This is a genomic window from Nocardia cyriacigeorgica (assembly GCF_029868385.1).
GTDB lineage: Bacteria > Actinomycetota > Actinomycetes > Mycobacteriales > Mycobacteriaceae > Nocardia > Nocardia cyriacigeorgica_F.
The window spans coordinates 183,189-206,008 of record NZ_JARWNX010000064.1 but is presented as its reverse complement, the minus strand read 5'-3'; the positions used below and the strand labels follow the sequence as shown (position 1 = coordinate 206,008).

Annotated in this window: 24 protein-coding genes; 9 read left to right on the top strand and 15 right to left on the bottom strand. The window is 67.4% G+C overall.

All coding sequences use genetic code 11. The features are described 5' to 3' along the window. Positions 1–73 precede the first annotated feature (73 nt). Both QH168_RS26350 and lysX read right to left on the bottom strand, forming a co-directional pair. Positions 74–475 carry a hypothetical protein gene (locus QH168_RS26350; RefSeq protein ID WP_280468591.1) on the bottom strand — a complete coding sequence of 134 codons (402 nt, stop codon included), beginning with the start codon at positions 473–475 and terminating at the stop codon, positions 74–76. A gap of 145 nt (positions 476–620) precedes the next feature. Beyond that, on the bottom strand, positions 621–3,944 hold the full coding sequence (gene lysX / locus QH168_RS26345; RefSeq protein ID WP_432421173.1) for a bifunctional lysylphosphatidylglycerol synthetase/lysine--tRNA ligase LysX: 3,324 nt from the start codon (positions 3,942–3,944) through the stop codon (positions 621–623). 148 nt (positions 3,945–4,092) lie between these two features. Between lysX and QH168_RS26340 the strand changes: the two genes are divergently transcribed. Beyond that, the gene (locus QH168_RS26340) at positions 4,093–4,311 is read left to right on the top strand and encodes an RNA-binding S4 domain-containing protein (protein ID WP_280468589.1); all 219 of its coding nucleotides are present in this window, start codon (positions 4,093–4,095) and stop codon (positions 4,309–4,311) included. 8 nt (positions 4,312–4,319) lie between these two features. Here the strand turns inward: QH168_RS26340 and rraA are convergent, their stop codons facing one another. From rraA to QH168_RS26300, 8 genes are all read right to left on the bottom strand, one after another. After that, positions 4,320–4,808, bottom strand: coding sequence for a ribonuclease E activity regulator RraA (rraA, locus tag QH168_RS26335; RefSeq protein ID WP_280468587.1), 489 nt, complete (start codon positions 4,806–4,808; stop codon positions 4,320–4,322). A gap of 74 nt (positions 4,809–4,882) precedes the next feature. Then, positions 4,883–5,248: a DUF5313 family protein gene (locus QH168_RS26330; protein ID WP_280468586.1), complete on the bottom strand. Its 366-nt coding sequence runs from the start codon at positions 5,246–5,248 to the stop codon at positions 4,883–4,885. Positions 5,249–5,355: 107 nt separating this feature from the next. Continuing rightward, positions 5,356–5,829 carry an SRPBCC family protein gene (locus QH168_RS26325; protein ID WP_280468584.1) on the bottom strand — a complete coding sequence of 158 codons (474 nt, stop codon included), beginning with the start codon at positions 5,827–5,829 and terminating at the stop codon, positions 5,356–5,358. 34 nt (positions 5,830–5,863) lie between these two features. Continuing rightward, a complete protein-coding gene (locus QH168_RS26320) occupies positions 5,864–6,790 on the bottom strand; it encodes a CopD family protein (protein ID WP_280468582.1) in 927 nt (308 codons plus the stop codon). After that, the gene (locus QH168_RS26315; RefSeq protein WP_280468580.1) at positions 6,787–7,359 is read right to left on the bottom strand and encodes a copper resistance CopC family protein; all 573 of its coding nucleotides are present in this window, start codon (positions 7,357–7,359) and stop codon (positions 6,787–6,789) included. The genes QH168_RS26320 and QH168_RS26315 overlap by 4 nt, the downstream gene beginning before the upstream one ends. After that, positions 7,356–8,027, bottom strand: a complete 672-nt coding sequence (locus QH168_RS26310) for a YcnI family protein (RefSeq protein ID WP_280468579.1) — start codon at positions 8,025–8,027, stop codon at positions 7,356–7,358. The genes QH168_RS26315 and QH168_RS26310 overlap by 4 nt, the downstream gene beginning before the upstream one ends. Before the next feature lie 37 nt (positions 8,028–8,064). Next, positions 8,065–8,619 carry a hypothetical protein gene (locus QH168_RS26305; protein ID WP_280468577.1) on the bottom strand — a complete coding sequence of 185 codons (555 nt, stop codon included), beginning with the start codon at positions 8,617–8,619 and terminating at the stop codon, positions 8,065–8,067. A 12-nt stretch (positions 8,620–8,631) separates the two neighbouring features. Then, positions 8,632–9,270 (bottom strand): DUF6474 family protein, encoded by a 639-nt coding sequence (locus tag QH168_RS26300; protein ID WP_280468575.1) that lies wholly within the window; start codon positions 9,268–9,270, stop codon positions 8,632–8,634. Between the two features lie 315 nt (positions 9,271–9,585). On the opposite strand from QH168_RS26300, the gene QH168_RS26295 reads away from it, so the two are divergent. The 3 genes from QH168_RS26295 to QH168_RS26285 all read left to right on the top strand — a co-directional run bounded on the left by QH168_RS26295 (position 9,586) and on the right by QH168_RS26285 (position 13,862). Then, positions 9,586–11,187: a TM0106 family RecB-like putative nuclease gene (locus QH168_RS26295; RefSeq protein WP_280468924.1), complete on the top strand. Its 1,602-nt coding sequence runs from the start codon at positions 9,586–9,588 to the stop codon at positions 11,185–11,187. Continuing rightward, positions 11,184–13,142 (top strand): molecular chaperone HtpG, encoded by a 1,959-nt coding sequence (gene htpG / locus QH168_RS26290; protein WP_280468574.1) that lies wholly within the window; start codon positions 11,184–11,186, stop codon positions 13,140–13,142. Before QH168_RS26295 ends, htpG begins: the two co-directional genes overlap by 4 nt. A 219-nt stretch (positions 13,143–13,361) precedes the next feature. Continuing rightward, positions 13,362–13,862: a hypothetical protein gene (locus QH168_RS26285; protein WP_280468573.1), complete on the top strand. Its 501-nt coding sequence runs from the start codon at positions 13,362–13,364 to the stop codon at positions 13,860–13,862. A 135-nt stretch (positions 13,863–13,997) separates the two neighbouring features. Here QH168_RS26285 and QH168_RS26280 read toward each other — a convergent pair whose 3' ends face one another. Next, complete coding sequence (locus QH168_RS26280) at positions 13,998–14,765, bottom strand: SDR family NAD(P)-dependent oxidoreductase (RefSeq protein ID WP_280468572.1); 768 nt, start codon at positions 14,763–14,765, stop codon at positions 13,998–14,000. A gap of 154 nt (positions 14,766–14,919) precedes the next feature. Here QH168_RS26280 and QH168_RS26275 point away from each other — a divergent pair, with 154 nt between their 5' ends. Both QH168_RS26275 and QH168_RS26270 read left to right on the top strand, forming a co-directional pair. Next, the gene (locus QH168_RS26275) at positions 14,920–15,816 is read left to right on the top strand and encodes an SDR family NAD(P)-dependent oxidoreductase (RefSeq protein WP_280468571.1); all 897 of its coding nucleotides are present in this window, start codon (positions 14,920–14,922) and stop codon (positions 15,814–15,816) included. 5 nt (positions 15,817–15,821) lie between these two features. Beyond that, positions 15,822–16,478 carry a TetR/AcrR family transcriptional regulator gene (locus QH168_RS26270; protein ID WP_280468570.1) on the top strand — a complete coding sequence of 219 codons (657 nt, stop codon included), beginning with the start codon at positions 15,822–15,824 and terminating at the stop codon, positions 16,476–16,478. Positions 16,479–16,621: 143 nt separating this feature from the next. Here the strand turns inward: QH168_RS26270 and QH168_RS26265 are convergent, their stop codons facing one another. The 4 genes from QH168_RS26265 to QH168_RS26250 form a co-directional block, all read right to left on the bottom strand. After that, positions 16,622–17,350, bottom strand: a complete 729-nt coding sequence (locus QH168_RS26265) for a TMEM165/GDT1 family protein (RefSeq protein WP_280468568.1) — start codon at positions 17,348–17,350, stop codon at positions 16,622–16,624. 293 nt (positions 17,351–17,643) lie between these two features. Beyond that, positions 17,644–18,171 carry a peptidase gene (locus QH168_RS26260; RefSeq protein WP_280468566.1) on the bottom strand — a complete coding sequence of 176 codons (528 nt, stop codon included), beginning with the start codon at positions 18,169–18,171 and terminating at the stop codon, positions 17,644–17,646. A 398-nt stretch (positions 18,172–18,569) separates the two neighbouring features. Continuing rightward, positions 18,570–19,193 carry a superoxide dismutase gene (locus tag QH168_RS26255; RefSeq protein ID WP_280468565.1) on the bottom strand — a complete coding sequence of 208 codons (624 nt, stop codon included), beginning with the start codon at positions 19,191–19,193 and terminating at the stop codon, positions 18,570–18,572. A gap of 242 nt (positions 19,194–19,435) precedes the next feature. Continuing rightward, positions 19,436–20,047 (bottom strand): hypothetical protein, encoded by a 612-nt coding sequence (locus tag QH168_RS26250; RefSeq protein WP_280468563.1) that lies wholly within the window; start codon positions 20,045–20,047, stop codon positions 19,436–19,438. Between the two features lie 477 nt (positions 20,048–20,524). On the opposite strand from QH168_RS26250, the gene QH168_RS26245 reads away from it, so the two are divergent. Genes QH168_RS26245 through QH168_RS26235 form a run of 3 tightly spaced genes read left to right on the top strand, consistent with a single transcriptional unit; the run spans position 20,525 to position 22,736 of the window. After that, the gene (locus tag QH168_RS26245) at positions 20,525–20,896 is read left to right on the top strand and encodes a rhodanese-like domain-containing protein (protein ID WP_280468561.1); all 372 of its coding nucleotides are present in this window, start codon (positions 20,525–20,527) and stop codon (positions 20,894–20,896) included. A gap of 29 nt (positions 20,897–20,925) precedes the next feature. Next, positions 20,926–21,972 carry a DUF4328 domain-containing protein gene (locus QH168_RS26240; protein ID WP_280468923.1) on the top strand — a complete coding sequence of 349 codons (1,047 nt, stop codon included), beginning with the start codon at positions 20,926–20,928 and terminating at the stop codon, positions 21,970–21,972. Then, entirely contained in the window at positions 21,969–22,736 is a 768-nt protein-coding gene (locus QH168_RS26235; RefSeq protein ID WP_280468559.1) for a glycerophosphodiester phosphodiesterase, read from the top strand. Before QH168_RS26240 ends, QH168_RS26235 begins: the two co-directional genes overlap by 4 nt. Positions 22,737–22,820: the final 84 nt, after the last annotated feature.

Here is a 22,820-nt window from a genome sequence, read left to right as displayed (position 1 = left end):
ACAGTCATTCGTGCCCTGGATATGAAACGGCCCGGGTCGCGCTTCGCGACCCGGGCTCGGGTGTTCGGAATGCTCAGTGATTCTGCGGCGGGTACTGGCTGCCCTGCGGTGGGTAGGGGTTCTGTTGGCCGTGGGGTGGGTACTGGCCCTGCTGGGGGAATTGCCCTTGCTGCGGGTATTGGCCCTGCTGGGGATACTGCCCCTGCGGGGGGAATTGGCCCTGCTGCTGGTCGAATCCGCCCTGCACCGGCTGCTGCCCGGACTGGTTGTTGTTGCGGCTTTTCAGGAAGAGTGCGACCGGGATGGCGATCAGCAGGACGACGACGACCAGGCACAGGATGATCCAGATCCCTCCGCCCTTCTTCTTCCCCTTCTTGGCCAGCTCCTGCTCCATCGCCGACGTCAACACCTCCGGGCTCGCCCAGGTCGAATGGTCGAGGGTGCTGGCATTGGTCAGCAGGTCAAGGTAGTACAAGTGAAACCCCAATCGAAATCGTCGGCCGCCTCCTCCGGGCGAACCGATCCTTCTCCCTAGTGCCCGGACCGATATCCGGCGAAACATGCGATTCGAGCTTTTCGAATCCATTCCTCCGCCGGGCGATTCGAGCGCGTCCGATAAGCTACCTCGGCTTCACCAGTGGGAATGGCAGGGTCTCGCGAATACTGCGGCCGGTGATGAGCATGACGATGCGGTCGACGCCCATGCCGAGTCCGCCGGTCGGCGGCATGGCGTGTTCGAGGGCCTGGAGGAAATCCTCGTCGAGTTCCATGGCCTCCGGATCGCCGCCCGCCGCGAGCATCGACTGTTCGGTGAGTCGGCGCCGCTGTTCGACCGGATCGGTGAGTTCGCTGTAGGCGGTGCCCAATTCGACGCCCCACGCCACCAGATCCCAGCGTTCGGCGACCCCGGCGATGCGTCGATGGCTGCGGGTCAGCGGTGAGACCGAGGTGGGGAAATCGATATAGAAGGTGGGTTCCGCGGTCCGGTCCTCGACCAGATGCTCATACATCTCCAGCACGATCTGGCCCGCGTCCCAGGCGTGCTGATACGGGATGGCGTTGGCGTCGCACAGTTCCCGCAGCCGCTGCACATCGGTGCGCGGCGTGATCTCGGTGCCGATGGCCTGTGAGATCGCCCCGTGCACCGTCTTGACCGGCCATTCACCGGAGATGTCGACCGCTTCGAGGGTGCCGTCTTCCCTGGGTCGCATGGCCACCATGGCGCCGTTGGCGGCGAGGGCCGCGTTCTGGATCAGCTGGCGGCACAGGTGCATCATCCGCTCGTAATCGCTGTGCGCCTCGTAGGCCTCGAGGATGGTGAATTCCGGGTTGTGGCTGAAATCCACGCCCTCGTTGCGGAAGGTGCGGCCCAATTCGAACACCTTCTCCACGCCGCCGACGCACAGCCGTTTGAGATACAGCTCGGGTGCGATGCGCAGGTAGAGATCGAGATCGTAGGCGTCGATATGGGTGCGGAACGGTGTCGCGTTGGCGCCGCCGTGCACCTGTTGCAGGATCGGCGTCTCGACCTCGATATAGCCCCAGTCGGTGAGCGAGTCCCGCAGCGAACGCACCACCGCACTGCGTTTGGTGAGTACCTCGCGGGTCTCGGGGTTGATCATCATGTCGACGTAGCGCTGCCGCACCCGCGATTCGGGATCGGCAAGGCCTTTCCATTTGTCCGGCAGCGGGTGCAGGCATTTGCCGAGCATCCGCCAATCCGCGACGAGCAGCGAAAGTTCGCCGCGCCTGCTGCGCCCGATCCGGCCGCTGACCTCGATCAGATCGCCGAGGTCGAAGAACTCGCCGAACTCCGCGCACCGTTTGGCGCCGAGGCGTTCCCGGTCGAGCACGAGCTGGATGTCATCGGACCAATCGCGCACCACCGCGAACACCACACCGCCGTAGTCGCGGATGCGCAGCAGCCGCCCGCAGACCCGAACGGTCGTGCCGCGCGGTGAGCGGCGCGCGGCGGCGACGGTGTGAGTCGGCGGATAGGCCACCGGATAGGCGTCGACGCCGGTGGCGGCCAGCCGGTCCAGTTTGGACATCCGCACCCGCACCTGTTCGGGCCTGCGCGCCAGCAGCAGCTCCTCCTCCGATTCCGGCGCTTGCGGTGGGCTTCCGTCGGCGTGCAGGCCGGTCATGGTGGCCGGGACCGCGCTGTGGCGTCCGGTGTGGGTGGTGGCATCGGGTTCGGCGCCGAACCGCGGTAGGAATCCCTCGGCCAGCCCGCTGGCCATCGCCACCCGCGGCAGTTGCCTGCGTTCCTCGAACAGGAAGAACCGCGGCACCCAGTTCGGCTGGTATTTCACATTCGACCGGTACAGCGCCTCGAGCTGCCACCAGCGGGAGAAGAACAGCAGTATCCCGCGCCAGGCCCGTAGCACCGGTCCGGCGCCGATGCGTCCGCCCTCTTCGAACACCGAACGGAACACCGCGAAGTTCAACGAGATCTTGGTGATGCCGTATTGGTCTGAGGTGAGCGCGAGCTGCGAGATCATCAGCTCCATCACGCCATTGGGGCCGAGCGGGTCGCGGCGCATCAATTCCAGTGACACCCCGGTCCGGCCCCATGGGACCAGCGACAGCATCGACAGCACCCGGTCGTCGGAGTCCACGGCCTCCACCAGCAGGCAGTCACCGTCGAGCGGATCGCCGAGTCGGCCGAGCGCCATGGAGAATCCGCGTTCGTTCTCGGTATCGCGCCACGCCTCGGCCCGCGCCACGATCTTGGCGAATTCGCGAGCGGGGATCTCGGAGTGTCTGCGGATGCGCACCGAGACGCCCTGCCGGCGCAACCGGTTCACGGCCTGGCGCACCGGTTTCATCTCGGCACCGGCGAGGGAGAAGTTCCTGGTGTCGAGTACGGCCTCGTCGCCGAGCCGCACCACCGACAGTCCGGCCCTACGGTAAGCGGTCGCTCCCAGTTCGCTGGCACCCATCACCGCGGGCGCCCAACCGAACCGATCGGCCAACCGCAGCCAGGCATCGATCGCCTGCGGCCACGCCTCCTTGAGGCCGATCGGATCACCGCTGGCCAGACAGACGCCGAGTTCGACCCGGTAGGTGACGGCGGCCTTACCGCTCGGCGCGAACACCACCGCCTTATCGCGGCGGGTGGCGAAATAGCCGAGCGAATCCTCCACATCCGAGCGGGCGAGCAGCCCGCGCAACGCCGATTCGTCCAGGCCGGTCATGGCGTTGTCGGCGCGCTGGGAACGCAGCAGCACCAGGAACGCGCTGAGCAGCGCGACCGCGCCGAACAGGCCGAGCAGGAAGTTCACGAAATGGTGTGGTGAACCGTCGAACTGTTCGTTGTCCACCAGGATCGCGCCGGTCACCCGGTACACCGCCCACAGCGGCCGCTGCGCCCCACCGGGCAGCGAGCCGGGGAACATCTCGACCAGCCCCCAGCCGAGCAGACAGCCCAGCGCGAGCCCGCCGACCAGCGCGACCAGCGCTTTCCGGCCCGCACCGCGCCGGACCCTGGTGTAGAACTCGGGCCAGGCGGCGATGAGCACGCCGATCACCGCCAGATGCACCACCCCGGCGACGAGCGCGTTGATATCGCGGTCCTGGATGAAGGCCACCGCGTTGTCCAGCACCCAGGTCACCAGATAGATGACGAGCAACCACCAGGCGATACGTTTTCGCCCGGCCGTCGCCGCGGCCAGCAGACCGACCACCAGCGCCCAGACCAGGCTGGTGTCGGGGGCATCGAAGTAGTAGTCGTCGATGTAGTGGCGCGGGGCGTGGGTGAGATAGCGCAGCGCGGGCGACAGGCTCCACAGCAGACAGGCCACCGCGAACACACCGAGCACGAGTCCGGCGTAATGCGGGACCTCGGCGAACCTGCCGCGCCCACGATGCGGTACCGGCGGAACGGGTCTGCCCACTGATAGCTCGGTGGTGCTGCGTAGGTCGTCCGGCGCGGAAGTCACCGATCCAGTGTGACCGTTGGGGTGGATTTGCCGGTAGTTTGTCGCGGCGTGTTCTCGGCCCCTTTGCGCCGTCTCGGCAATGGCGGAATACGGCCGGATACCGGGGTGGCGCTCGGCCGAGCGGGCCGGGGGAGTAAGTATTTAGGACATGTCGGAACCAGTCGATGTGCCGATCGATGACGAAGCCATTCGGCTCGGCCAGTTTCTCAAATTGGCCAATCTGATCGATTCCGGTTCGGAAGCCAAGACGGTGATCGCCGCCGGACTCGTGCGGGTGAACGACGAGGTCGAGCTACGGCGCGGACGGCAATTGCACGTCGGCGATATCGTCGCCCTCGCCGGTCACCAGGCCCGAGTCGCGGATTAGCCGACCGATCAGCTCTCGGCGCGCACCACGACGCCGTCGTGATCGCTGTAGAGCATGTCGCCGGGGACGAAGGTGACCCCACCGATCTCCACCGGAACGTCCTTGTCGCCGGAACCGGTCTGCGTGCTCTTACGCGGATTGGTGCCGAGCGCCTTGATCCCGATGTCGAGGGTGCGCAGAATGGCCGAATCGCGGACCGCACCATTGACGATGACACCGGCCCAGCCGTTGTCGACGCCGCGTCCGGCGATGATGTCGCCCACCAGCGCGGTGTGCACGCTCGCGCCGCCGTCGACGACGAGCACTTTGCCCGCGCCCGGTTCGCTCAACGTCTGCTTCACCAGCAGATTGTCCTGGAAGCAGCGAATGGTGGTGATCCGGCCGGAGAATGCGGCCCGGCCGCCGAACTGGATGAACTGGGTATCGCAGCTACGAATTTCGGGGCCGATCTCATCGGCCAGGTCCGCGGTCGCCACAACATCTGTCGGTTCGGTCATGGCAGTCAGCTTAAAGGTGGCCGAATTCCAGCCCGAACGGACCGTTGGGTTCGTTCCACGTGAATCACGACGCGCTATCGATGTCCGTGGCGCAGTTCGTACATATGACGTTCGTGTTCGGAGATCTTGCCGTGATCGACCAGATCCGGATCGAGACCGTGCTGCACCAGCCGGTACCGACGCCACACATAACTGAGCGCGACCGTGAAGATGACCATCGGAACGATCATCATCACGATCAGCCCGATCTTGAGCGGCATCGGACCGGGAAACAGCAGCACGAGCGCGAAGAACGGAATGATCGGCCCGAGGAACCTGACGAGATAGCGCTCCATGGCCCCATGCCCGATGAGGTCGTTGGTCACCCACTCGTGCAGGTTCGCGGGGAGTTCGCGACCCAGATCGTAGGCAATGCGCTGCCTGAAGGTGGGTTTGTTCATACCTCGAGGCTATGCCTGTGACGTGCGTCTCGCCAGGGTCGAGCGGGCCACACCTCCGGCATCGGCGACCGGCCGGGCACCTACGGCGATGATGACCCTCCGCGCGCTCACTCCGCGCTGTTGGCGGCCCCGCCCGCGCGGTGGAATTCCTCGATCTGCTTGGTGAGGTTCTCGGTGCTGTGCTTCACCGCGATCTTGACGAACGGTTCGATCGTCTTGCCGAGCGCGCGCCCGGCCAGGCCGCCGCCGACCCGGTAGTCGACGATGGCGTCGACGGTGCAGCGTTCGGTGCCGGTGGCATGGAACAGGAAGGTCGATTCGACTTCGAAACCCTTGATCGACTTCACCCCGATGGCGAAGTTCTCCTCCCAGCGCACGATTTCGATCCGGGAGTTCAGTGAGACCGGACCGAGCTTGATATGGCCGTCGAACGTCGCCCCGAGACCTTCGATCTGGCTACCCACCGGCGTGAACGATTCCACCTCGCGCAGGAAACGCGGCAGATTGCGGTAATCGTTCACATAGGCGAAAGCGGTTTCGGCCGAGGCGTCGCATTCGGCGACGATCTTCACTTCGGTCATGGCGCAACTGTAACCGGGAGTTCGCGCAATTCCGTCATGCCGTGACGGCCAGGGTGGCCGCCAGGCCGAACGCCACCGCCATCACCACCACCTCGATGGTGGCCCGGCGCAGCGAGGCCGCGGCCGTCATCCGATGATCGGCGGCCCGGTCCACCCAGTCGCGTCGCCACCACCAGCCCAACGCCAGCAGCACGAGCAGGATCAGCGTCTTGGCCAGCAGCAGTCGGCCGTATCCGGTCTGCACCAGCGGCGCGAGGCCGCCGATGCGGACCAGTCCGTTCACCAGTCCGGTCACCGCGACGACCGCCACCAGCGGCATCGCCACCGCCGAATAGCGTGGCAACGCGAGCGCCCATTCACCGCGCGAGCGCACCACCAACGCCAGCCCGAGCAGCAGACCCAGCCAGGCGCCCGCGGCGAGCGCATGCACCGCCGCGAGCACCGAGCCGAACGGTTGCTGTGACATATGACCGGTGATCGGCCGCAACGTCAGCGCCACCGCGGCGAAGACGAGCACCAGATCCGGGGAGGCGATATCCGGGCGCCGGAAACCGAGCGCGCAATAGCATGCGATGGCGCCGGTGCCGAGCAGGATCGCGATACCGACCTGACCACCACTGAGTTCGGTGAGGAAGGTGCCGAAGCGCCCGCCGTCCAGCGCGCCGATCGGTACGCCGACGATATCGGCGGCCTCGAACACCAGCACCACGAATTCACTGCCGCACCACAGGCCCGCGACCACGGCAAGCAGCCGCCACGACGGCCGCAGCCGATCGTGCAGCCGTGGCAGCGCCGCGAGCCCGAGCACGGTGGCACCCGCGATATCGGCGAGTACCCGGACCGCGCTCTCGGCGCTGACCGCGGTCAGCGCCCAGGCGATCAGAACGCCGAGCAGCCCGGACGGGACGACCAGCAGCAGTGCCGGGCGGCGGTCACGGCCGCCGGTCGTCCGTGCGGTCACCGGCCGCTCTTACCGCTGCCGCCCTTGCCGAACAGCCCGGTGCCGAACAGGGCGAAGGCGAGGCCGCCGCCGAACAGCACGATGGCGCCGAGGATGAACACCCAGATCGGGATGCCGCCGGAATCACCGTTGCTCGCGTTCGCGGCGCCGACCTCGGGGCCGGGCGTTCCGTTACCGGCGGTGGTGAGGGTGAAGGTGAGTTTGCCCTCCACCGGATGGCCGTCGGCCGAGGTGACCCGATAGCCGACCCGGTAGGTGCCCGCCGGTCCGAGATCGCCGACCGCGACGCTCACCGTTTTGCCGTCAACCACCGGATCGCCCTTGGACCACAGCCGATCGTCGGGACCGACGACGGTCAGCGACGGGAAGTTCGGCTGCAATGCCTCGTTGAAGGTGATGGTGACCCGCTCCGGGCCCGCGTCCAGCGAGGCGCCGTCCTCGGGGGAGGTGCCGACCACCGCGGAATGGGCCGATGCCGGTCCGGCGGCGAGAGCGCCGACGCCGAGGCACAGTGCCCCGATCACGAACGCGAACAGCAGTCTGCGCAGTTCGAGGCGTCGCCCACTCATGACTGCCGTCCCCGGATCACCGAGCCGACACCGAGTCCGAGCCCGAGCAGCCCGGCGGCGAGCCCGATCCCGCCGAGCCAGCGCGCGGTGGTGTCGGTGCTCGCGTCATCGGATGCGGAGGCCGCTGTCTCGGTGTGGTTCTCACTTTCGACGCCGTGTTCGCCGGTGCCGTTTCCGGTGGCGGCGCCCAGTGTGAGAGTGGGCGCCGGGCTGGGGACCAGGCCCTTGTCGGCGGGCTGGTTCCAGTCGACGACCTTGCCGTCGCTGTAGGTCTGCTTGGTCGGGAAGCTCACCGAATCCTGTTGCGGCATCGGGCCGAGCGCCACCGCGAACTGCTGGAACTGGCCGGGCCCGATACCGGGCGCGCCGGGGTCCGCGGTCCAGGTGACCGCGACGACCTCGTTCTTGTCGTTGCGCTCGACTCTGGCCGTCCAGCCGGGGACCGGTTCGGTCATGGCCATCCACAGCTTCGGCACCGTGACGGTGACCGAGGTCGTTGCCGCGGTATCGGATTCGGTCGGAACCCGGAAGGTGGCCACGGCCATCGAACCCTTGGTGGCGCCGGGCGCGTCGACGGTGACGTGCGCGTTGGCCAGCCCACCGGCCGAGGCGAGCAGCCCGCCACCGAGCGCGGCCGTGCACAGGGCACGCGAAATGAACCTGTTCATGAATGAAAAGCTTTCTCTCCGAAATGAATTGATGCTGTCAGGCGCGCGCCAGCGGCGGCGCGCGTGGACCGGCAGCACCGATCGGAGCGAAGCTCGGTGGTCCGACGACGGAGGTGAACGCCTGCGCTCGATGTCGTGGCACACCCGCACGAGGCGTGCCGAGCACGACTCGCAGCACCGCTGACACGGCGGCGTACAGCCGTTCGGCGAGCGGGATCAGGGCGGCGCAGACCAGGGTTGCGCCCAGATGGGCCAGCAGCATTGCGCCGGAGGGCAGATAGCCGCCGAGTAGTTCGCCCGCGAGTGGAGCGTGGGCCGCGGCGGCGTGTTCATGGTCGTAGAGCCCGGTGAGCGCGACGTGTCCGGCCGCCTGCCCGGCGAACAGTGCGACGAGTACCGGCAGCGGGCCGTACCGCACCGGCATGGCACCCGCCGCCGCCCCGGTGACCGCGGCGACGAGCAGGATGAGCGCGAGCTCGGCCGAGGACGGATAACCCCCACCGCCGAGCCCGTGCGCGGCCACCGCGAGCGCACCGGCCAACGCGCCGACCAGGATGCCGCGCGGGCTATCGGTGGTCGGGCGTCGGTGCATCGGCGGAGTGGATCAGCGCACGCCGAGCCGGGCCAGCACGTCGGATTCGATTCCGGTCAGCTCGGTGGCGATGGAGGTGTGCACGGCGCGGCGACGCTGCGCGGGCATCTGGTCGGCGGTGCGAACCGCGGCGGAGAGGGCCTCGAGCCGGTTGCGGGTGGCCGCGACGAACTTGTCGGATTCACCCTTGTCGCCGTTCGTGCCGATCTTGTCGAGCGCGGCCTCGGTAGTGGCGATCCTGGCGTGCAGTCGCGCGCCGTGTCCAGTGTACTCACCGAGCTGCTCCACCCCGATGCCGAGCTGATGGGCCTTGCGGTTGTCGAGCTGACCGCGCACGAAGGTGGCGCCCCGGTAGGCCAGCGGTGCCAGCACCGGAACCAGGATCCGGGCCACACCGATGTACTTCTTGACCTGGTTCACGCTGAACGGATCGCGTTCGGCCTTGGCCGCGGTCTTCAGTGCCGCCTTCTCCTCGGCCTGCAATGCGGCGATCTGCGCCTTGGCGACCTTCTTCTGGGTTCGGCTCTCGGCGCGACGCTGTTTGCGGTCGTTCTTGGCGCCGAGCTTGGCTTCCAGACCGGCCTTGTGCTTGAGGGCTTTCGCCTCGGCCCGGCGGCTCGGGCGCCGCTTGCGCTTCCTGAACAACCCCATCGATGGCCCTCCGTCATGCTGGTTCGCCCTGGCGGCTCGGCGCGCGAAATGCCCGTCCGCCCATGTCACACGGTTTGCCGACACCCTATCCGGTCGTGGCCGCTCGCTGCGAGGGCGGCGGTCCGATCGCGGGCGGCCGCACCGACGATTCGTGGATCTGTCGGGGGTAGGGACCATACTGCTTACGTGCATCCGGGCAGTGCCGACCGAGAGGGTCGTGAAGTGGGCGAGGGAACCGAACAGAATCGGTCCGCCGTCGCCGCGACCGCGTTTCTCGACGCCAGGAGTCTGATCGGGTGCAGGCATCGGCTGAACATGAACGCCGCCCATCCCGAGATGCTGGCCGGTGTCCGGGAGGATCCCGGCGTCCAGCAGCGCCGCGACGCGGCCGTCGCGCACCGCGAACGGGTGCGTAACGCGCTGGTCGGTGCGCGCCCGGAGCAGTGGGTGGTGATCGATCCACTGCTTCGTGCGGGGGAGCGGGCCGAATCCACCCTGCGGGCCTGCGCCGCGGGCGCCTTGTACATCTGGGGTGGACTGTTGCCGCAGGAGCCCGATACCGGACGGCGTGGCGGCGCCGAGATCCTGATGCGTGATCTCGACCGCGGCGGCTATATCCCGGTGATCGTGGTCAACCACAAGGTCACCGATCCCCGGCAGCCCGAACCGGCGGAGTTCCACCCGACCACCTCCGACCTCTATCACTGGGATCCGCAACCAGATCCGCATCGCAAACTGCGTCAGCAGCCGCGCGATCAGCAACGTCTCGCGCATCTGTATCGCATGTTGCAGCGGCACGGCCTGGCCAGCCCGGCCCTGGTCGGCGGGGTGATCGGCTTCCATTTCGACCGCATCCTCGTGCACGACCTCACCCATGTGCTCGCCGATTACGACAAGCGCTACGCCGACCGGATCGCCGTGGTGCGCGGTGAACTGCCGACGGTGCCGTCCAAGGTGCCCGAATGCAGGCAGTGCCCGTGGTGGACCCGCGGCGGCGCCGACGGCCGCGGCTGTGAGGGCTGGTTGATCGACCACCGCGACGTGAGCCTGGTCGCGCCCGGTTCACGCGCGGATGTGCTGCACGGGCACGGTGTGCGCACCATCGACGATCTGGCGGCCTGGTCGGGCCCCGAACCCGAGGACTGGCAGCACGGCCCGTTCGACGAGGCGGTGGTCACCGCACGCGCCTGGATCGCCGGTGCGCCGCTGGTGCGCAGGTTCGAGCAGGTGCGGGTGCGCCGGGCCGATGTCGAGGTCGACGTGGATCTGGAGAGCTTCCAGGAATTCGGCGCCTATCTGTGGGGCACCCTGCTGGACGGGGTGTACCGCCCGTTCGTCACCTGGGATCCGCTGCCCACCGAGGACGAGGGCCGCTCCTTCGGCGAATTCTGGACCTGGCTGATGCGGGTACGCGCCGAGACCGTTGCCGCGGGCAAAACCTTTGCCGCCTACTGCTACTCGCGCACCGCTGAGGACAAATGGCTCTACGAGTCGGCCCGCAGGTTCGCGGGTAAGCCGGGAGTGCCGACGGTGGAGCAGGTGCGCGCCTTCGTCGATTCGCCGCAGTGGGTCGATATGTTCCAGGCGGTCACCGAGCAGTTCATCTGCCCGAACGGCAAGGGCCTGAAGAAGATCGCGCCCGTCGCCGGTTTCTCCTGGCGCGATTCCGAGGCCAATGGTGAGGCGTCGATGAGCTGGTATCGGCTGGCCGTCGGCTATGACGGCGAACCCGATCTCACCCAGCGCACCCGGCTGCTCGAATACAACGAGGACGATGTGCGCGCCACCATGGTGCTGCGGGAATGGATGAATCCGCGGGTGCCCGGCCCACATCGCGCCGATCTGGAGGTTCCGGCGCTCGCCGATTTCGCGCGGGTATCGGGGGCTGTCACCGGCGGCGGTATCATCTCGGCGTGACAGAGCACGTCGAACACCTCGAGTTCCAGGCCGAAACCCATCAGCTGCTCGAGCTGATGATCCACTCGGTCTACTCCAACAAAGACACGTTCCTGCGGGAGCTGATCTCGAACGCTTCCGACGCGCTGGACAAGCTGCGGCTGGAGTCCTATAGGGACAAGGACCTGCATGTCGACACCTCCGATCTGCACATCGAGCTGGAGGTCGACACCGACGAACGGGTCCTGACGGTCCGGGACAACGGCATCGGCATGTCGCGCGCCGAGGTGGTGGATCTGATCGGCACCCTCGCCAAATCGGGCACCGCCGCGCTGCGCAAACAACTCAGCGAGGCCAAGTCCGAAGCCGCGGCCGAGGAGCTGATCGGCCAGTTCGGTATCGGCTTCTATTCGACCTTCATGGTCGCCGACAAGGTCACCCTGACCACCCGCCGCGCCGGGGAAGCCGAGGGGACCCGGTGGGTCGCCGAGGCGGGCAGCTCCACCTACAGCATCGAGACCGTCGAGGACGCCCCGCCGGGGACCGCGGTGACCTTGCAGCTCAAGGCCGCCGACGAGGACGATCACCTCTTCGACTACACCAAGGAGTGGAAGCTCCGCGAGATCGTCAAGAAGTACTCCGATTTCATCGCCTGGCCCATCCGCATGCAGGTGGAGCGCACCGTCACCGAGGGTGAGGGCGAGGACAAACAAGAGAAGACGATCGTCGAAGAGCAGACGCTCAACTCCATGAAGGCGCTGTGGACCCGCCCCAAGAGCGAGGTCAGCGACGAGGAGTACCACGAGTTCTACAAGCATGTCAGCCATGCCTGGGACGAGCCGCTCGAGACCATCCCGCTCAAGGCCGAGGGCACCTTCGAATATCAGGCGCTGCTGTTCATCCCCTCGCAGGCGCCGTTCGATCTGTTCACCCGCGAGCACAAGCGCGGTGTGCAGCTCTACGTCAAGCGGGTGTTCATCATGGACAACTGCGAAGAGCTGATGCCGGAGTACCTGCGCTTCATCAAGGGTGTGGTGGACGCGCAGGACCTCTCGCTCAATGTCTCGCGCGAGATCTTGCAGCAGGACCGCCAGATCCAGATGATCCGCAAGCGCCTGGTGAAGAAGGTGCTGTCCACGGTCAAGGACATCCAGGGCGCCGAGGAGCAGGACAAGTACCAGACCTTCTGGCGCGAGTTCGGTCGCGTCCTCAAGGAGGGTCTGCTGTCGGACTTCGACAACCGCGACACCATCCTCGCGGTCTCGTCGTTCGCATCGACCGACTCCGACTCCGAGCTGACCACGCTCGCACAGTATGTGGAGCGGATGAAGGACGGTCAGGACTCGATCTACTACATGACCGGCGAATCGCGCCAGCAGGTGGAGAGTTCGCCGCATCTGGAGGCCTTCCTGGCCAAGGGTCTCGAGGTGCTGATCCTCACCGATCCGGTCGATGAGATGTGGGTCGGTTCGGTGCCGGAGTTCGACGGCAAGCCGTTCGTCTCGATCGCCAAGGGCGAGGTGGATCTGGAGACCGAGGAGGAGAAGAAGGAGTCCGAGCAGCTGCGTGAGCAGCAGGACAAGGACTACGCCGAACTGCTGACCTGGCTGGGCAAGACCCTCGAGGACAGCGTCAAGGAGGTGCGCCTGACCAACCGGCTCACCACCTCACCGGCCTGCCTGGTCGGCGATGTCTTCGACTTCACCCCCATGCTGGAGCGGATGTACCGGGCCTCGGGCCAGGCGCTGCCGGAGTCCAAGCGGATCCTGGAACTCAATCCGACCCATCCGCTGGTGACCGGGCTGCGCGAGGCCTATGACACCCGCAAGCAGGACGCCGACGAGGGTAAGGTTCCCGAACTCACCGAGACCGCCGAATTGCTGTACGGCACGGCCGTGCTTGCCGAGGGCGGCGAGTTGAAGGATCCGGCGAAGTTCGCGCACATCCTCACCGATCGGCTCACCCGCACGCTCTGATCGGTCATCCGGTAGGGCGAGGGCGGTATCGCGGATGCCGCCCTCGCCCGTCTGTAGCTACCTTTCGGCTACCGTGTGTCGCGGCGGAATCGGTCGGCCGCTGCGCAGCTCGTAAGGGGTGAACCGCACTTTATTGTGCTGCGGTTTGTAATACCTCGGTATCGACAGCGATAGCTCGGTCTGAAGTGTGCGCACTGCACACCGGATAGGAGATCGAACATGTCGAGCACGACCACGCGCAGACGCAGCATCCGCCGCGCAATGGCACAGACCGTGCTGCTCGGAGCCATCGCGCTGGCGCCGGTGCTTGCTGCCGCGCCTGCGTCCGCCGAGCCGACAACTCAACCTGCGCCGACCACTCAGCCTGCGCCGACAACCCAGCCTGCGCCGACCCACAATCCGCCGAAACCGTGCCCGGGCGGCGGATTCGATATGGGCACCGGCTGCCCGTACGACCAGCACGGCTACGACCAGCACGGCTACGACCGCTCCGGTTATGACCGTTTCGGCTACGACCGCAATGGTTACGACCATTCGGGCCGTGACCGTTCGGGCCGCGACCGCAACGGCTTCGACCGTTTCGGCTACGACCGCTTCGGATATGACCGCTTCGGTTACACCCGTGAAGGCTGCGGTGTGAACGGTAACGACCGTCCCGACGCCGATCGTCGGGTGTGTGAGGAGCGGCGTTCCCGTCCGGCCACCGGTAGCGCGGGCTGATCGCCCGCAGGGTCAACCGGTGCCGCTCCTCGTCGTGGCACCGGTGGGCCGGGCGGCGGTGGACGCGGTGGTGAACGCACTACGCCCGCCGTCCCGGTCGGCCGGAACAGCGGGCGTAGTGGTGGTTCGCCGAGATTACCGCGGCGCCATGCGCAGTGCGCCGTCCATGCGGATGGTCTCGCCGTTGAGGTAGTCGTGCTCGACGATGTACTGCGACAGCTGCGCGTACTCGTCCGGGCGGCCGAGCCGCGACGGGAACGGCACACCGGCCTCCAGGCCCTTGCGGTACTCCTCGGTGACACCGGCAAGCATCGGGGTGTCGATGATGCCGGGGGCGATGGTGTTGACCCGGATGCCGAACTGGGCCAGGTCACGTGCGGCGGGAACGGTCATGCCGTGCACACCACCCTTGGATGCCGAGTAGGCGATCTGGCCGATCTGGCCCTCGAACGCGGCGACCGAGGCGGTGTTGATGACGACGCCGCGCTGGCCGTAGTCGTCGACCGGATCGGTCTTGGCGATGGCGTCGGCGGCCAGGCGCATCACATTGAAGGTGCCGAGCAGGTTGACCGTGATGACGGTGCGGAACAGCTCCAGATCGTGCGGGCCGTTCTTGGACAGGATGCGACCGGCCCAGCCGACACCGGCGCAGTTGACCACGATGCGCAGCGGCACACCGGATTCGACGACCTTCGCCACCGCGGCGCCGACCTCGTCATTGCTGGTCACATCGGCCGGAAGGAGGGTGACACCGGCGGGCACATTGTCCCCGGCGCGCTCGATCGATTGCGGCACGTCGAGTCCGAAGACGGTGGCGCCCAGTTCGGCGAAACGCTTGGCGGTGGCGGCGCCGAGGCCGGACGCACCTCCGGTGACAATGGCGGCGGAACCCGAAATCTCCACGATGGTCCTCTCGTTCGTGACAAGCCAGTTGGCCCTTCGTCAATTGCACCCTAACCGGTGTGGGATGAGGCGCGGATCACGGCTCCCACGGTCGGCGTCCACCGGTGCGCGATATTTACGAACATCAATGTTCGCAAGTGGTACGGTCGGCCGTATGACGTCGATATTTGGTGGCTCGGTCGCTGGACGCCGGGTGCTGATCACCGGTGCGGCCCGCGGTATCGGAGCCGCGCTGGCCAGGCAGTTGTCCGCGCACGGCGCCCGAGTGGCGCTGCTCGGACTGGAATCGGGAGCATTGGCGGAGGTGGCGCGTGAATGCGGCGGTGCCCCGTGGCGCTACTGCGATGTGAGCGACCGCGCGCAGGTGGACGAGGCGGTGGCGGCCGTCGTCGGTGAACTCGGCGGACTGGATGTGGTCGTCGCCAATGCCGGTGTGGCCAAACAACTGCCGCTCATCGGCGGTGATCCCGAGGTGATGGAGCAGACGCTGGCGGTCAATGTGCTCGGCGTGTACTACACGGTGCGGGCCGCGGGTCCGCATATCGCGCATTCGGACGGTTACGCATTGGTGGTCTCGTCGCTGGCGGCGGCGGTCCACCTGCCCCTGCTCGGCGCCTACAGTGCGTCCAAAGCGGGCGTCGAGGCACTCGGCGACACCCTGCGTCACGAACTGCGCCATACCGGCGCGAAGGTGGGCACCGCCTATTTCGCCGAACTCGACACCGATATGACCGCGCGCGGCTTCGGCACCGAAGCCGCGCGTTCACTACTCGGCCGGGCCTCGGTATCCGGTGTCGCGCCATTGGCTCCGGCGATCGACGCGGTCGAGCGGGCCATCGCGCGGCGCCGCCGCCAGGTGGTTTCGCCCTGGTGGGTGGCGTTCGTCCTGCCGTTCCGGCCGATCGCGCAGCGCGTCACCGACCTCGGGTTGCGCCGCGGGGTGGCCGAGGCCCTGCGCATCGCCCGCACCGAAGCGACACCCTTCACGACCGAACAGCCGACGCGTACCAGCAGAATGGATCGGCACCCGCCCGACCGAACACCGGAGTAGCCCGCATGACCGACCCGGCCACCCGTCTCCGACAGCTGCCGCGCGGCAGGCATGGTCTGCCGAGAGAGCAGGTGGTTGCCTCGCAGCGGGAGCGGATCTTGCAGGCGATGGCCGAGGCGATGGTCGAGGGCGGCTATGTGGGGACCTCGGTCGCGGCGATCCTGAAGAAGGCCGGTGTCTCGCGGGAGACCTTCTACGAACAGTTCCGCTCCAAGGAGGATTGTTTCGAGGCCGCCTACGAGCGCGCCGTCCAGCAGCTGCTCGAGCGGATCGCCGAGGCCGACGCTTCGATCGCCGATCCGACGCTCCCCGAGCCGGACCCCGTCGACCGGATGCGCATGCTCCTCGACACCTATCTGCGGCAGTTGGTCGATGATCCGGCGGGCGCGAGACTGTTCCTCGTCGAGGTCTACGCGGTCGGTCCGGCGGCCATCGCGCGTCGCGTCGAGCTACAGGCGCTGTTCGTCGACCGGATCGTCGATGTCCTCGACGCCCGCACCGCCGAACAGCGTTTCGCCTGCCGGACCCTGGCCGCCGCCATCGGCGCCATGGTCACCGGCAAGGTCGCCGCCGACGATATGCCGGGGCTGCTCGCATTGCGCGAGCCGCTGCTGGATCTGGTCGTTCGTGGCAGGGAGTTGTACGGGCAGGCGCTGGCCTGACGGGGCCTGCCCGGCCGATGGCGACGCGTGTGGGCGGGTCGCCATGGGTCGGGTCGGCGCGTGCGATTGATCGGAATCAGGCGTTCCCGCTGCTGAAGTAGCGACGGCGGATCGTGCGGCGCGCCGCCTGCTCGGTACGGGTACTACCGCAGTTCGTCGGTCGGCTGCGCGCGGAGTGCATCCGCGTCGATGCGAGCGGTATCCGCGTTCCGCCGGATCAACGCGTACAGCACCGCCCCCGCAATGAGCGCAATCACGATGGCCACGGCGGCTCCCGGCAGTGTGCCGAGGTTCGGCCACACAATGCCGGTGAGCGTCAACGAGCCGAAGAACAGGAACAGCAGGCCCGAACCGATGCCGATGGCGCGTTCGGGCAGATGTTTGCCGACGAGGATGCCGACGGCGATGGCGAGGGCGTCGGCGGCGACCATGCCGATGGTCGAGCCGAGCCAGACACCGGCCCAGTCGTAATCGGTGGCCAGCGCCGCGGTCGCGAACATGGTGCGATCACCCAGTTCGGCCAGCAGGAACGCCGAGAGCACCACGAAGAACGGGGCGGCGGTGGCGAAGCGGGAGACCTTGGGCGCTTCGTCCTCGTCGTCGGGATGGACGTGTTCGCGCAGCGTCCAGATGCCGACGGCGAGGAAGGTGAGTGCGGCGACCAGTGCGATGGCGGTGGTCGGCAGCGCCGCACCGAGGAAATGTCCGACCGCCACCGAGATGACGTGCACCGCGGCCGTGGCGGTGGCGATACCGCCGAGGACCACCCACCAGCGATAGCGCAGCGCGAACGTCAGCGCCATCAGCTGGGACTTGTCACCGAGTTCGGCGAGGAAGACGATGCCGACGCTCAGCAATACGGTGGCGATCATTGGTGTGTACTCCCGTGTCTCCGGCCAGTCGGTCGGAAAACGGGACGCCTCCGGCCGACAACGAAAAGGTTGTCTCGGCCGAAGGTCTCGCCCACCGGATGGGATCCGGTTCACGCAGCCGGACCCGCGCCGCATGCGGCGGTGGATCAGTATGTCGACTGCGCGATTGGGGGCTACTCCCCTTCGCTGCCGCCGACTCTACCCGCACCGGCATCGCCGCGGCAACTCACTGCTTCCGAAATCGCAAAGCGCACAATAAGTTTGGTGATCCGCGCGGTAGTTTTCGGGTTCCCTTACGCGGCGAGCAGCATGGCAAGAACCGCAGTATCGGGATCACTGATCGGATCGAGCCCGACCCGGCTGACCAGCGAGGTCACCGTCCCGTCCAGCTCCGCCTCGGCCCACGCCGCGCGGTGTTCGAGCCCGAGATGCGGCACTCCTGGCAGCAGCACACAGCCCGAAGCGGCGCCGCTGCATTCGGGCAGGGACGGATTGGTTTCCGACGGCGGATGCAGCATCAGCAGAGCGGGTGGCACATGATCGGCAAACTTTCCCGGCGTCACCGCGGCCTCGCCGAGCACCGGTCCCTCGGCCAGCACCAGGCCGACGGTGCCGGGTTCCGGATCTTCCGGAAGATCCTCGCGCGCCCCGAAGACCGTCGAGGTGGACAGCAGCCCAGGCATGCTGGCCACCCGCACCGCGAGCACCAGCAGCTGCGCCCATTCCTTGGTGGTGTCGGGCCAGCGCCCGGAGATGACGAACCCGCACAGAGATCCGCGGGCCTGGAACGGCGTGACGCCGATCGGACCGTTACTGCGCATGATGCCTCCCGTCACGAAACCGGGGGCGGCTTTGCCCGTCCTCGAACTGTGGAATTGAAGGATGAACCACAAGCCATCTGGCACACAAGTACCAAAGAGTGCTAGAGCCAGTGTCCTTGGCCGCTGGCGCGGCGGGTTCGCGGCCCCTGGGTGTCTAGCGTCTACGCGAACGGGGCTTGGGATCGGGTTGCGCCGGGGTAGCGGAGCCGCGAGACGGGCCGCGAACTTTGGGGCTCGGTCTCGCTTCGCTCGAAAAATGGGGTGTGACCGGCCGTTGTTCGGTGGCGTTCCGGTCGAGGTGGGGTTCCGGTGGAGGTGGGGTAACGGTGCATCTGCGCCGTGCGAAAGGGCTCCCCGCCGATCCGGCGGGGAGCCTCTTACTCAATGCAGTGGCTTTCTCAGCCGAAGATCAGGCCCTTGCCCTGGCCGACGGCCTTGGCGAAGCGGTCCTGCACGTCGGCCCAGTTGACGACGTTCCAGAACGCGGTCACGTAGTCGGCCTTGACGTTCTTGTACTGCAAGTAGAACGCGTGCTCCCACATGTCGACCTGGAGCAGCGGGATGATGCCGAGCGGCACGTTGGCCTGCTGATCGTAGAGCTGGAAGGTCAGCAGCTTCTGGCCGAGGGTGTCGTAGCCGAGCACCGCCCAACCCGAACCCTGGAGGCCGTTGGCCGCGGCGGTGAACTGCGCGCGGAACTTGTCGAACGAACCGAACTGGTCGTCGATGGCGGCGGCCAGCTCGCCGACCGGCTTGTCGCCACCGTTGGGCGAGAGGTTCTTCCACCAGATGGAGTGGTTGACGTGTCCGCCGAGGTGGAACGCGAGGTTCTTCTCGTTCAGGAAGATGGCGCCGTGATCACCGGCTTCGCGAGCGGCTTCGAGCTTCTCGAGCGCGGTGTTCACACCGGCGACATAGGCGGCGTGGTGCTTGGAATGGTGAATCTCGTTGATCTGCCCGGAGATGTGGGGTTCCAGGGCGCTGTAGTCGTAATCCAGATCCGGCAGCGTGTACTCAGCCACGATGTCCCTTCCTTGTCGGGCCGCGCGCTCACGAACCTCGTGAGCGCTCTCGACCATCATTCGTACACCCGATCGGTTCCAACTCGCCCCGATGCCCCGGCATTCCGGTGACGGTGCTCACTCGGGCTGCCGGGACGTGCGCACGTCACGCGCGCCGACGACCGCCGGAACCGCACTCGTAGCATCGAACCACGTCCTGGTACGACGAACTAGTCGGGCGGGAGAGGTGACTCGCGCGAGCGCTACAGCGGCGGCGCGATGCCCGGACGCCTGGTACGCGGATCGCCCGCGTCGTGCGCCTCCCACCAGCGCACCCCGCCGGAGACGAAATCGTTCAGCGGGATCTCGTTGCCGTTGGCGTCCTGGATGGTGATGGTGTCGAACCAGACGCGGACGTCGAGTTCGCGCGGGTCGAGGCCTTCCTCCTGGGAGAATTCGAGTACATGCGCCGATACCCGCTGATCGATCATGGTGTCGAAGCTCAGCAGTTCGCTCCACAGCGCCCAGCCGCTGTCATCGATATCGATGAATTCCCAGCCGTGCATCCGGCCGCCGCCGAAACTGGTGATGGCATCGCCGAGCCCGGACAGCTCGAGCGGCAGCACGGTGGGTTCGACGTCGTCCCAGCGGTGGATGCGCAGCGAGGCCGCGACCCGGCTGACGCCGTGCAAGGTCATGCGGACCCTGGTGTCCGCGGAGGGCTTTTCCTGTTTCGGAAGTGTCAGCACCTCCAGGTCGAGTCGTAGTGTGCCGGCAGCGGCGTCGACGTCGAGACCGAGGCACGCGGCCTCCGACAGTGCTGTGTCGATTCCGGCGGTATCCAATCCGTCAAGTAGCCCCCTGCTCGAGTTCATAGCGCCAGGCTACCGAGATCGCCGCCCAGATCGGCGCATTTCAAGTTTTCGCTAGCGTTGTCGTTTTTTTATGGAACCGAATCCGGGTTGCTTCCGTCCAAGTACATGTCGGGAGCTTCGACGGCGCAGCTCCCGAAGAGGCGGCGGATGACCGCTCCGGGATGGCTGGAGGGGAGTCCCGGATCGGTCGTTCGCAACCCGCCCAACCGTGATCACGCTGATGAGACACCCGATAGCGTCTCCCTGTGGGCGGTGCGCTCACCGATAGCCGACCCCTGTGGATCAGGTTGTGGAATCTGTGGATAACTACACCGATCCATCCACATGCCCCCGGAAATCGGGGCATCGGTGCGGCGGTGGCGCGGCATAACCTACGCGGAGCCCGCTGCGCCCGGTGCGGGCGGGGCATCGGTGTCCTCATCGGTGGTCGGGCACGGAAGTCCGCGATCGTACGGCACGCATGGCAGGATCGAACACGTGACGAGCTCCGAGGTCCCGACGGTACCGCTGCACGAGGTGCCAGGTGCGTTCGACGACAGCGCACGCGCCGCGGCCCAGCGGGCCGAGGCGATCCTGCTCGATGTGCGCGAACCCGATGAGTGGGCGCTCGGCCACGTGCCGGGCGCGATCCACATCCCGGTGGACGACATCCCCGCGCGGCTGGACGAACTGGATTACGACGCCCAGCTCTACGTCATCTGTCGACAGGGCGGCCGGTCCATCGAGGCGGTCAAGTACCTGACACATGTCGGATTCGACGCCGTGTTCGTCGTCGGCGGCATGGTGGAGTGGCAGCGCACGGGTCGCCCGCTGGTCGGCGAGGGCGAGCACGAGCCCAAGATCTACTGACGAAAGAGCGAGGTGCGACGTTGAGTACGGTGGTGCAACCCTGTGCGCGCTGCGGCGCGCGCTGGGCCGTACAGCAGTCGGCGCCGATGCACTGGTGCCCGCGTTGCCGTGGCGTGCTGCTCTCGCCCGGCCCGATCGACGCACCCGCCGAGCGCCGCAACTACCGCTGGGTCGCCCGCAGGCCCGATCATCGTCCGCGCGGTGCGGCCGCGCCCGGCGCCACCGGACCGACCCCGACACCCCGCTACACCCAGATTCCGCGCTGGGGTCTGCGTGACGTTCCTGCTCGGGCCGCCGCCACGCCGCGCAGACCGCTGAGTGTGCTCGCGGGCTGGCTGCCGGGCCTGCTGGTTGGTGTCGCGCTGATGTTCGGCATCGCCGCAGGCGCCGAACTCGGCCGTTATCTGCTGCTGTTGCGCAATCGCACCAAGTTGATCGATCCGCTGCTGCTGAATTTCTCCGATGCGCTGGTCAACGCCTCCGCCCTGTTCGCCGCGGTGCTTGCGTTGATTGCGGCCGTCGGTGCGGTCGGCTGGTTGATCGAAGCCAGGCATACCGCCTACGCCCGGCTCGGCAGGCGTGATCCGCGCTCGCCGCGCACGCTGGTGCTCGGCTGTGTGATCCCGGTGGTCAACCTGCTCTGGCCGGGTATCTTCCTGACCGAGATGGTGGCCGACCGCGCGGATCCACGTGCCCTGCGCGCGGTGCGCGTGTGGTGGGCGATATGGGTGTTCGGCGGTGCCTGCGCGGTGGCCGCCCTGTTCTGGCGGACCGCCGACTCGCTACAGGCCGAGGCCGACGGCGTGCTGTTCAGCGCGTTCACCGATGCCGTTGCCGCCGTTGCCGCGGTGGCAACGCTGTGGGTGGTGCGGGTCGTCGAGGGCCGGGATCTGCGCGGTCGCGACCATATGGCCCATCGCTGGGTCATGGCCGCCGATCCGGCGGTGCCGGTCATCGAGCCGGTACAGCCGGGGACGGCGGCCGCGCGCGCCGAGGTCGACGATGCGGAACCGGCAGCGGAGCCGAGCCGCGAGGTCGGCCGTGAGCATCTGGAGCAGGAGGTTGTCGCGAAGTGAGTCAGACCGATCGCGCACCATTCGTCGTCGCGCATCGTGGCGCGTCCGCGGATCGCCCGGAACACACCCTCGCCGCCTATGAACTCGCCTTGCAGGAGGGCGCCGACGGCGTCGAATGCGATGTCCGGCTGACCAGGGACGGTCATCTGGTGTGCGTGCACGACCGCACCGTCGACCGCACGTCCTCGGGGACCGGGCTGGTCAGCGAACTCACCCTGGACGAGCTGAAATCGCTGGACTTCGGCGCCGCGGGCGAGCCGGCCTCGGTGCTCACCCTCGCCGAGCTGATCGGCCTCGTGCTCGACTGGCGCAGCCGCCCGACCAAATTGTTCATCGAGACCAAACATCCGGTGCGCTACGGCGCGCTGGTGGAAAACAAACTGCTCGCCGAACTCCAACGCTTCGGCATCGCCACCCCCGCCTCGGCCGACCATTCCAGGGCCGTGGTCATGTCGTTCGCGGCCACCGCGGTCTGGCGGATCCGGCGGGCGGCCCCGCTGCTGCCGACGGTGCTGCTCGGTGAATCCTCGCGCTACCTGGGCGGTAGCGCCGCGACCACCGTCGGCGCCACCGCCGTCGGCCCGTCGGTGAAGACTCTGCGTGAGCATCCCGATCTGGTGGACAAGGCGGCCGCGGCGGGCCGCGCCACCTACTGCTGGACCGTCGACGACGCCGACGATGTGCGGTTGTGCGCCGATCTCGGCGTGAGCTGGGTGGCGACCAACCATCCCGGCCGGACCAAAGCGCTGCTGGCCACCGCCTGAGGCGGTCGAGCCCGGAGGCGGTAGCGCAGCGTCACCATGGAGGGCCCCCGGCTCAGGCGCATCGGAGACCGTCTGAGGCGGCGC

Coding starts and splice junctions, on each gene's coding strand:
- QH168_RS26340 (WP_280468589.1), top strand. CDS start 4,093: ATGTCGGAACCAGTCGATGTGCCGATCGATGACGAAGCCATTCGGCTC.
- rraA (WP_280468587.1), bottom strand. CDS start 4,808: ATGACCGAACCGACAGATGTTGTGGCGACCGCGGACCTGGCCGATGAG.
- QH168_RS26330 (WP_280468586.1), bottom strand. CDS start 5,248: ATGAACAAACCCACCTTCAGGCAGCGCATTGCCTACGATCTGGGTCGC.
- QH168_RS26325 (WP_280468584.1), bottom strand. CDS start 5,829: ATGACCGAAGTGAAGATCGTCGCCGAATGCGACGCCTCGGCCGAAACC.
- QH168_RS26315 (WP_280468580.1), bottom strand. CDS start 7,359: ATGAGTGGGCGACGCCTCGAACTGCGCAGACTGCTGTTCGCGTTCGTG.
- QH168_RS26310 (WP_280468579.1), bottom strand. CDS start 8,027: ATGAACAGGTTCATTTCGCGTGCCCTGTGCACGGCCGCGCTCGGTGGC.
- QH168_RS26305 (WP_280468577.1), bottom strand. CDS start 8,619: ATGCACCGACGCCCGACCACCGATAGCCCGCGCGGCATCCTGGTCGGC.
- QH168_RS26300 (WP_280468575.1), bottom strand. CDS start 9,270: ATGGGGTTGTTCAGGAAGCGCAAGCGGCGCCCGAGCCGCCGGGCCGAG.
- QH168_RS26295 (WP_280468924.1), top strand. CDS start 9,586: ATGAACGCCGCCCATCCCGAGATGCTGGCCGGTGTCCGGGAGGATCCC.
- QH168_RS26285 (WP_280468573.1), top strand. CDS start 13,362: ATGTCGAGCACGACCACGCGCAGACGCAGCATCCGCCGCGCAATGGCA.
- QH168_RS26275 (WP_280468571.1), top strand. CDS start 14,920: ATGACGTCGATATTTGGTGGCTCGGTCGCTGGACGCCGGGTGCTGATC.
- QH168_RS26270 (WP_280468570.1), top strand. CDS start 15,822: ATGACCGACCCGGCCACCCGTCTCCGACAGCTGCCGCGCGGCAGGCAT.
- QH168_RS26265 (WP_280468568.1), bottom strand. CDS start 17,350: ATGATCGCCACCGTATTGCTGAGCGTCGGCATCGTCTTCCTCGCCGAA.
- QH168_RS26260 (WP_280468566.1), bottom strand. CDS start 18,171: ATGCGCAGTAACGGTCCGATCGGCGTCACGCCGTTCCAGGCCCGCGGA.
- QH168_RS26250 (WP_280468563.1), bottom strand. CDS start 20,047: ATGAACTCGAGCAGGGGGCTACTTGACGGATTGGATACCGCCGGAATC.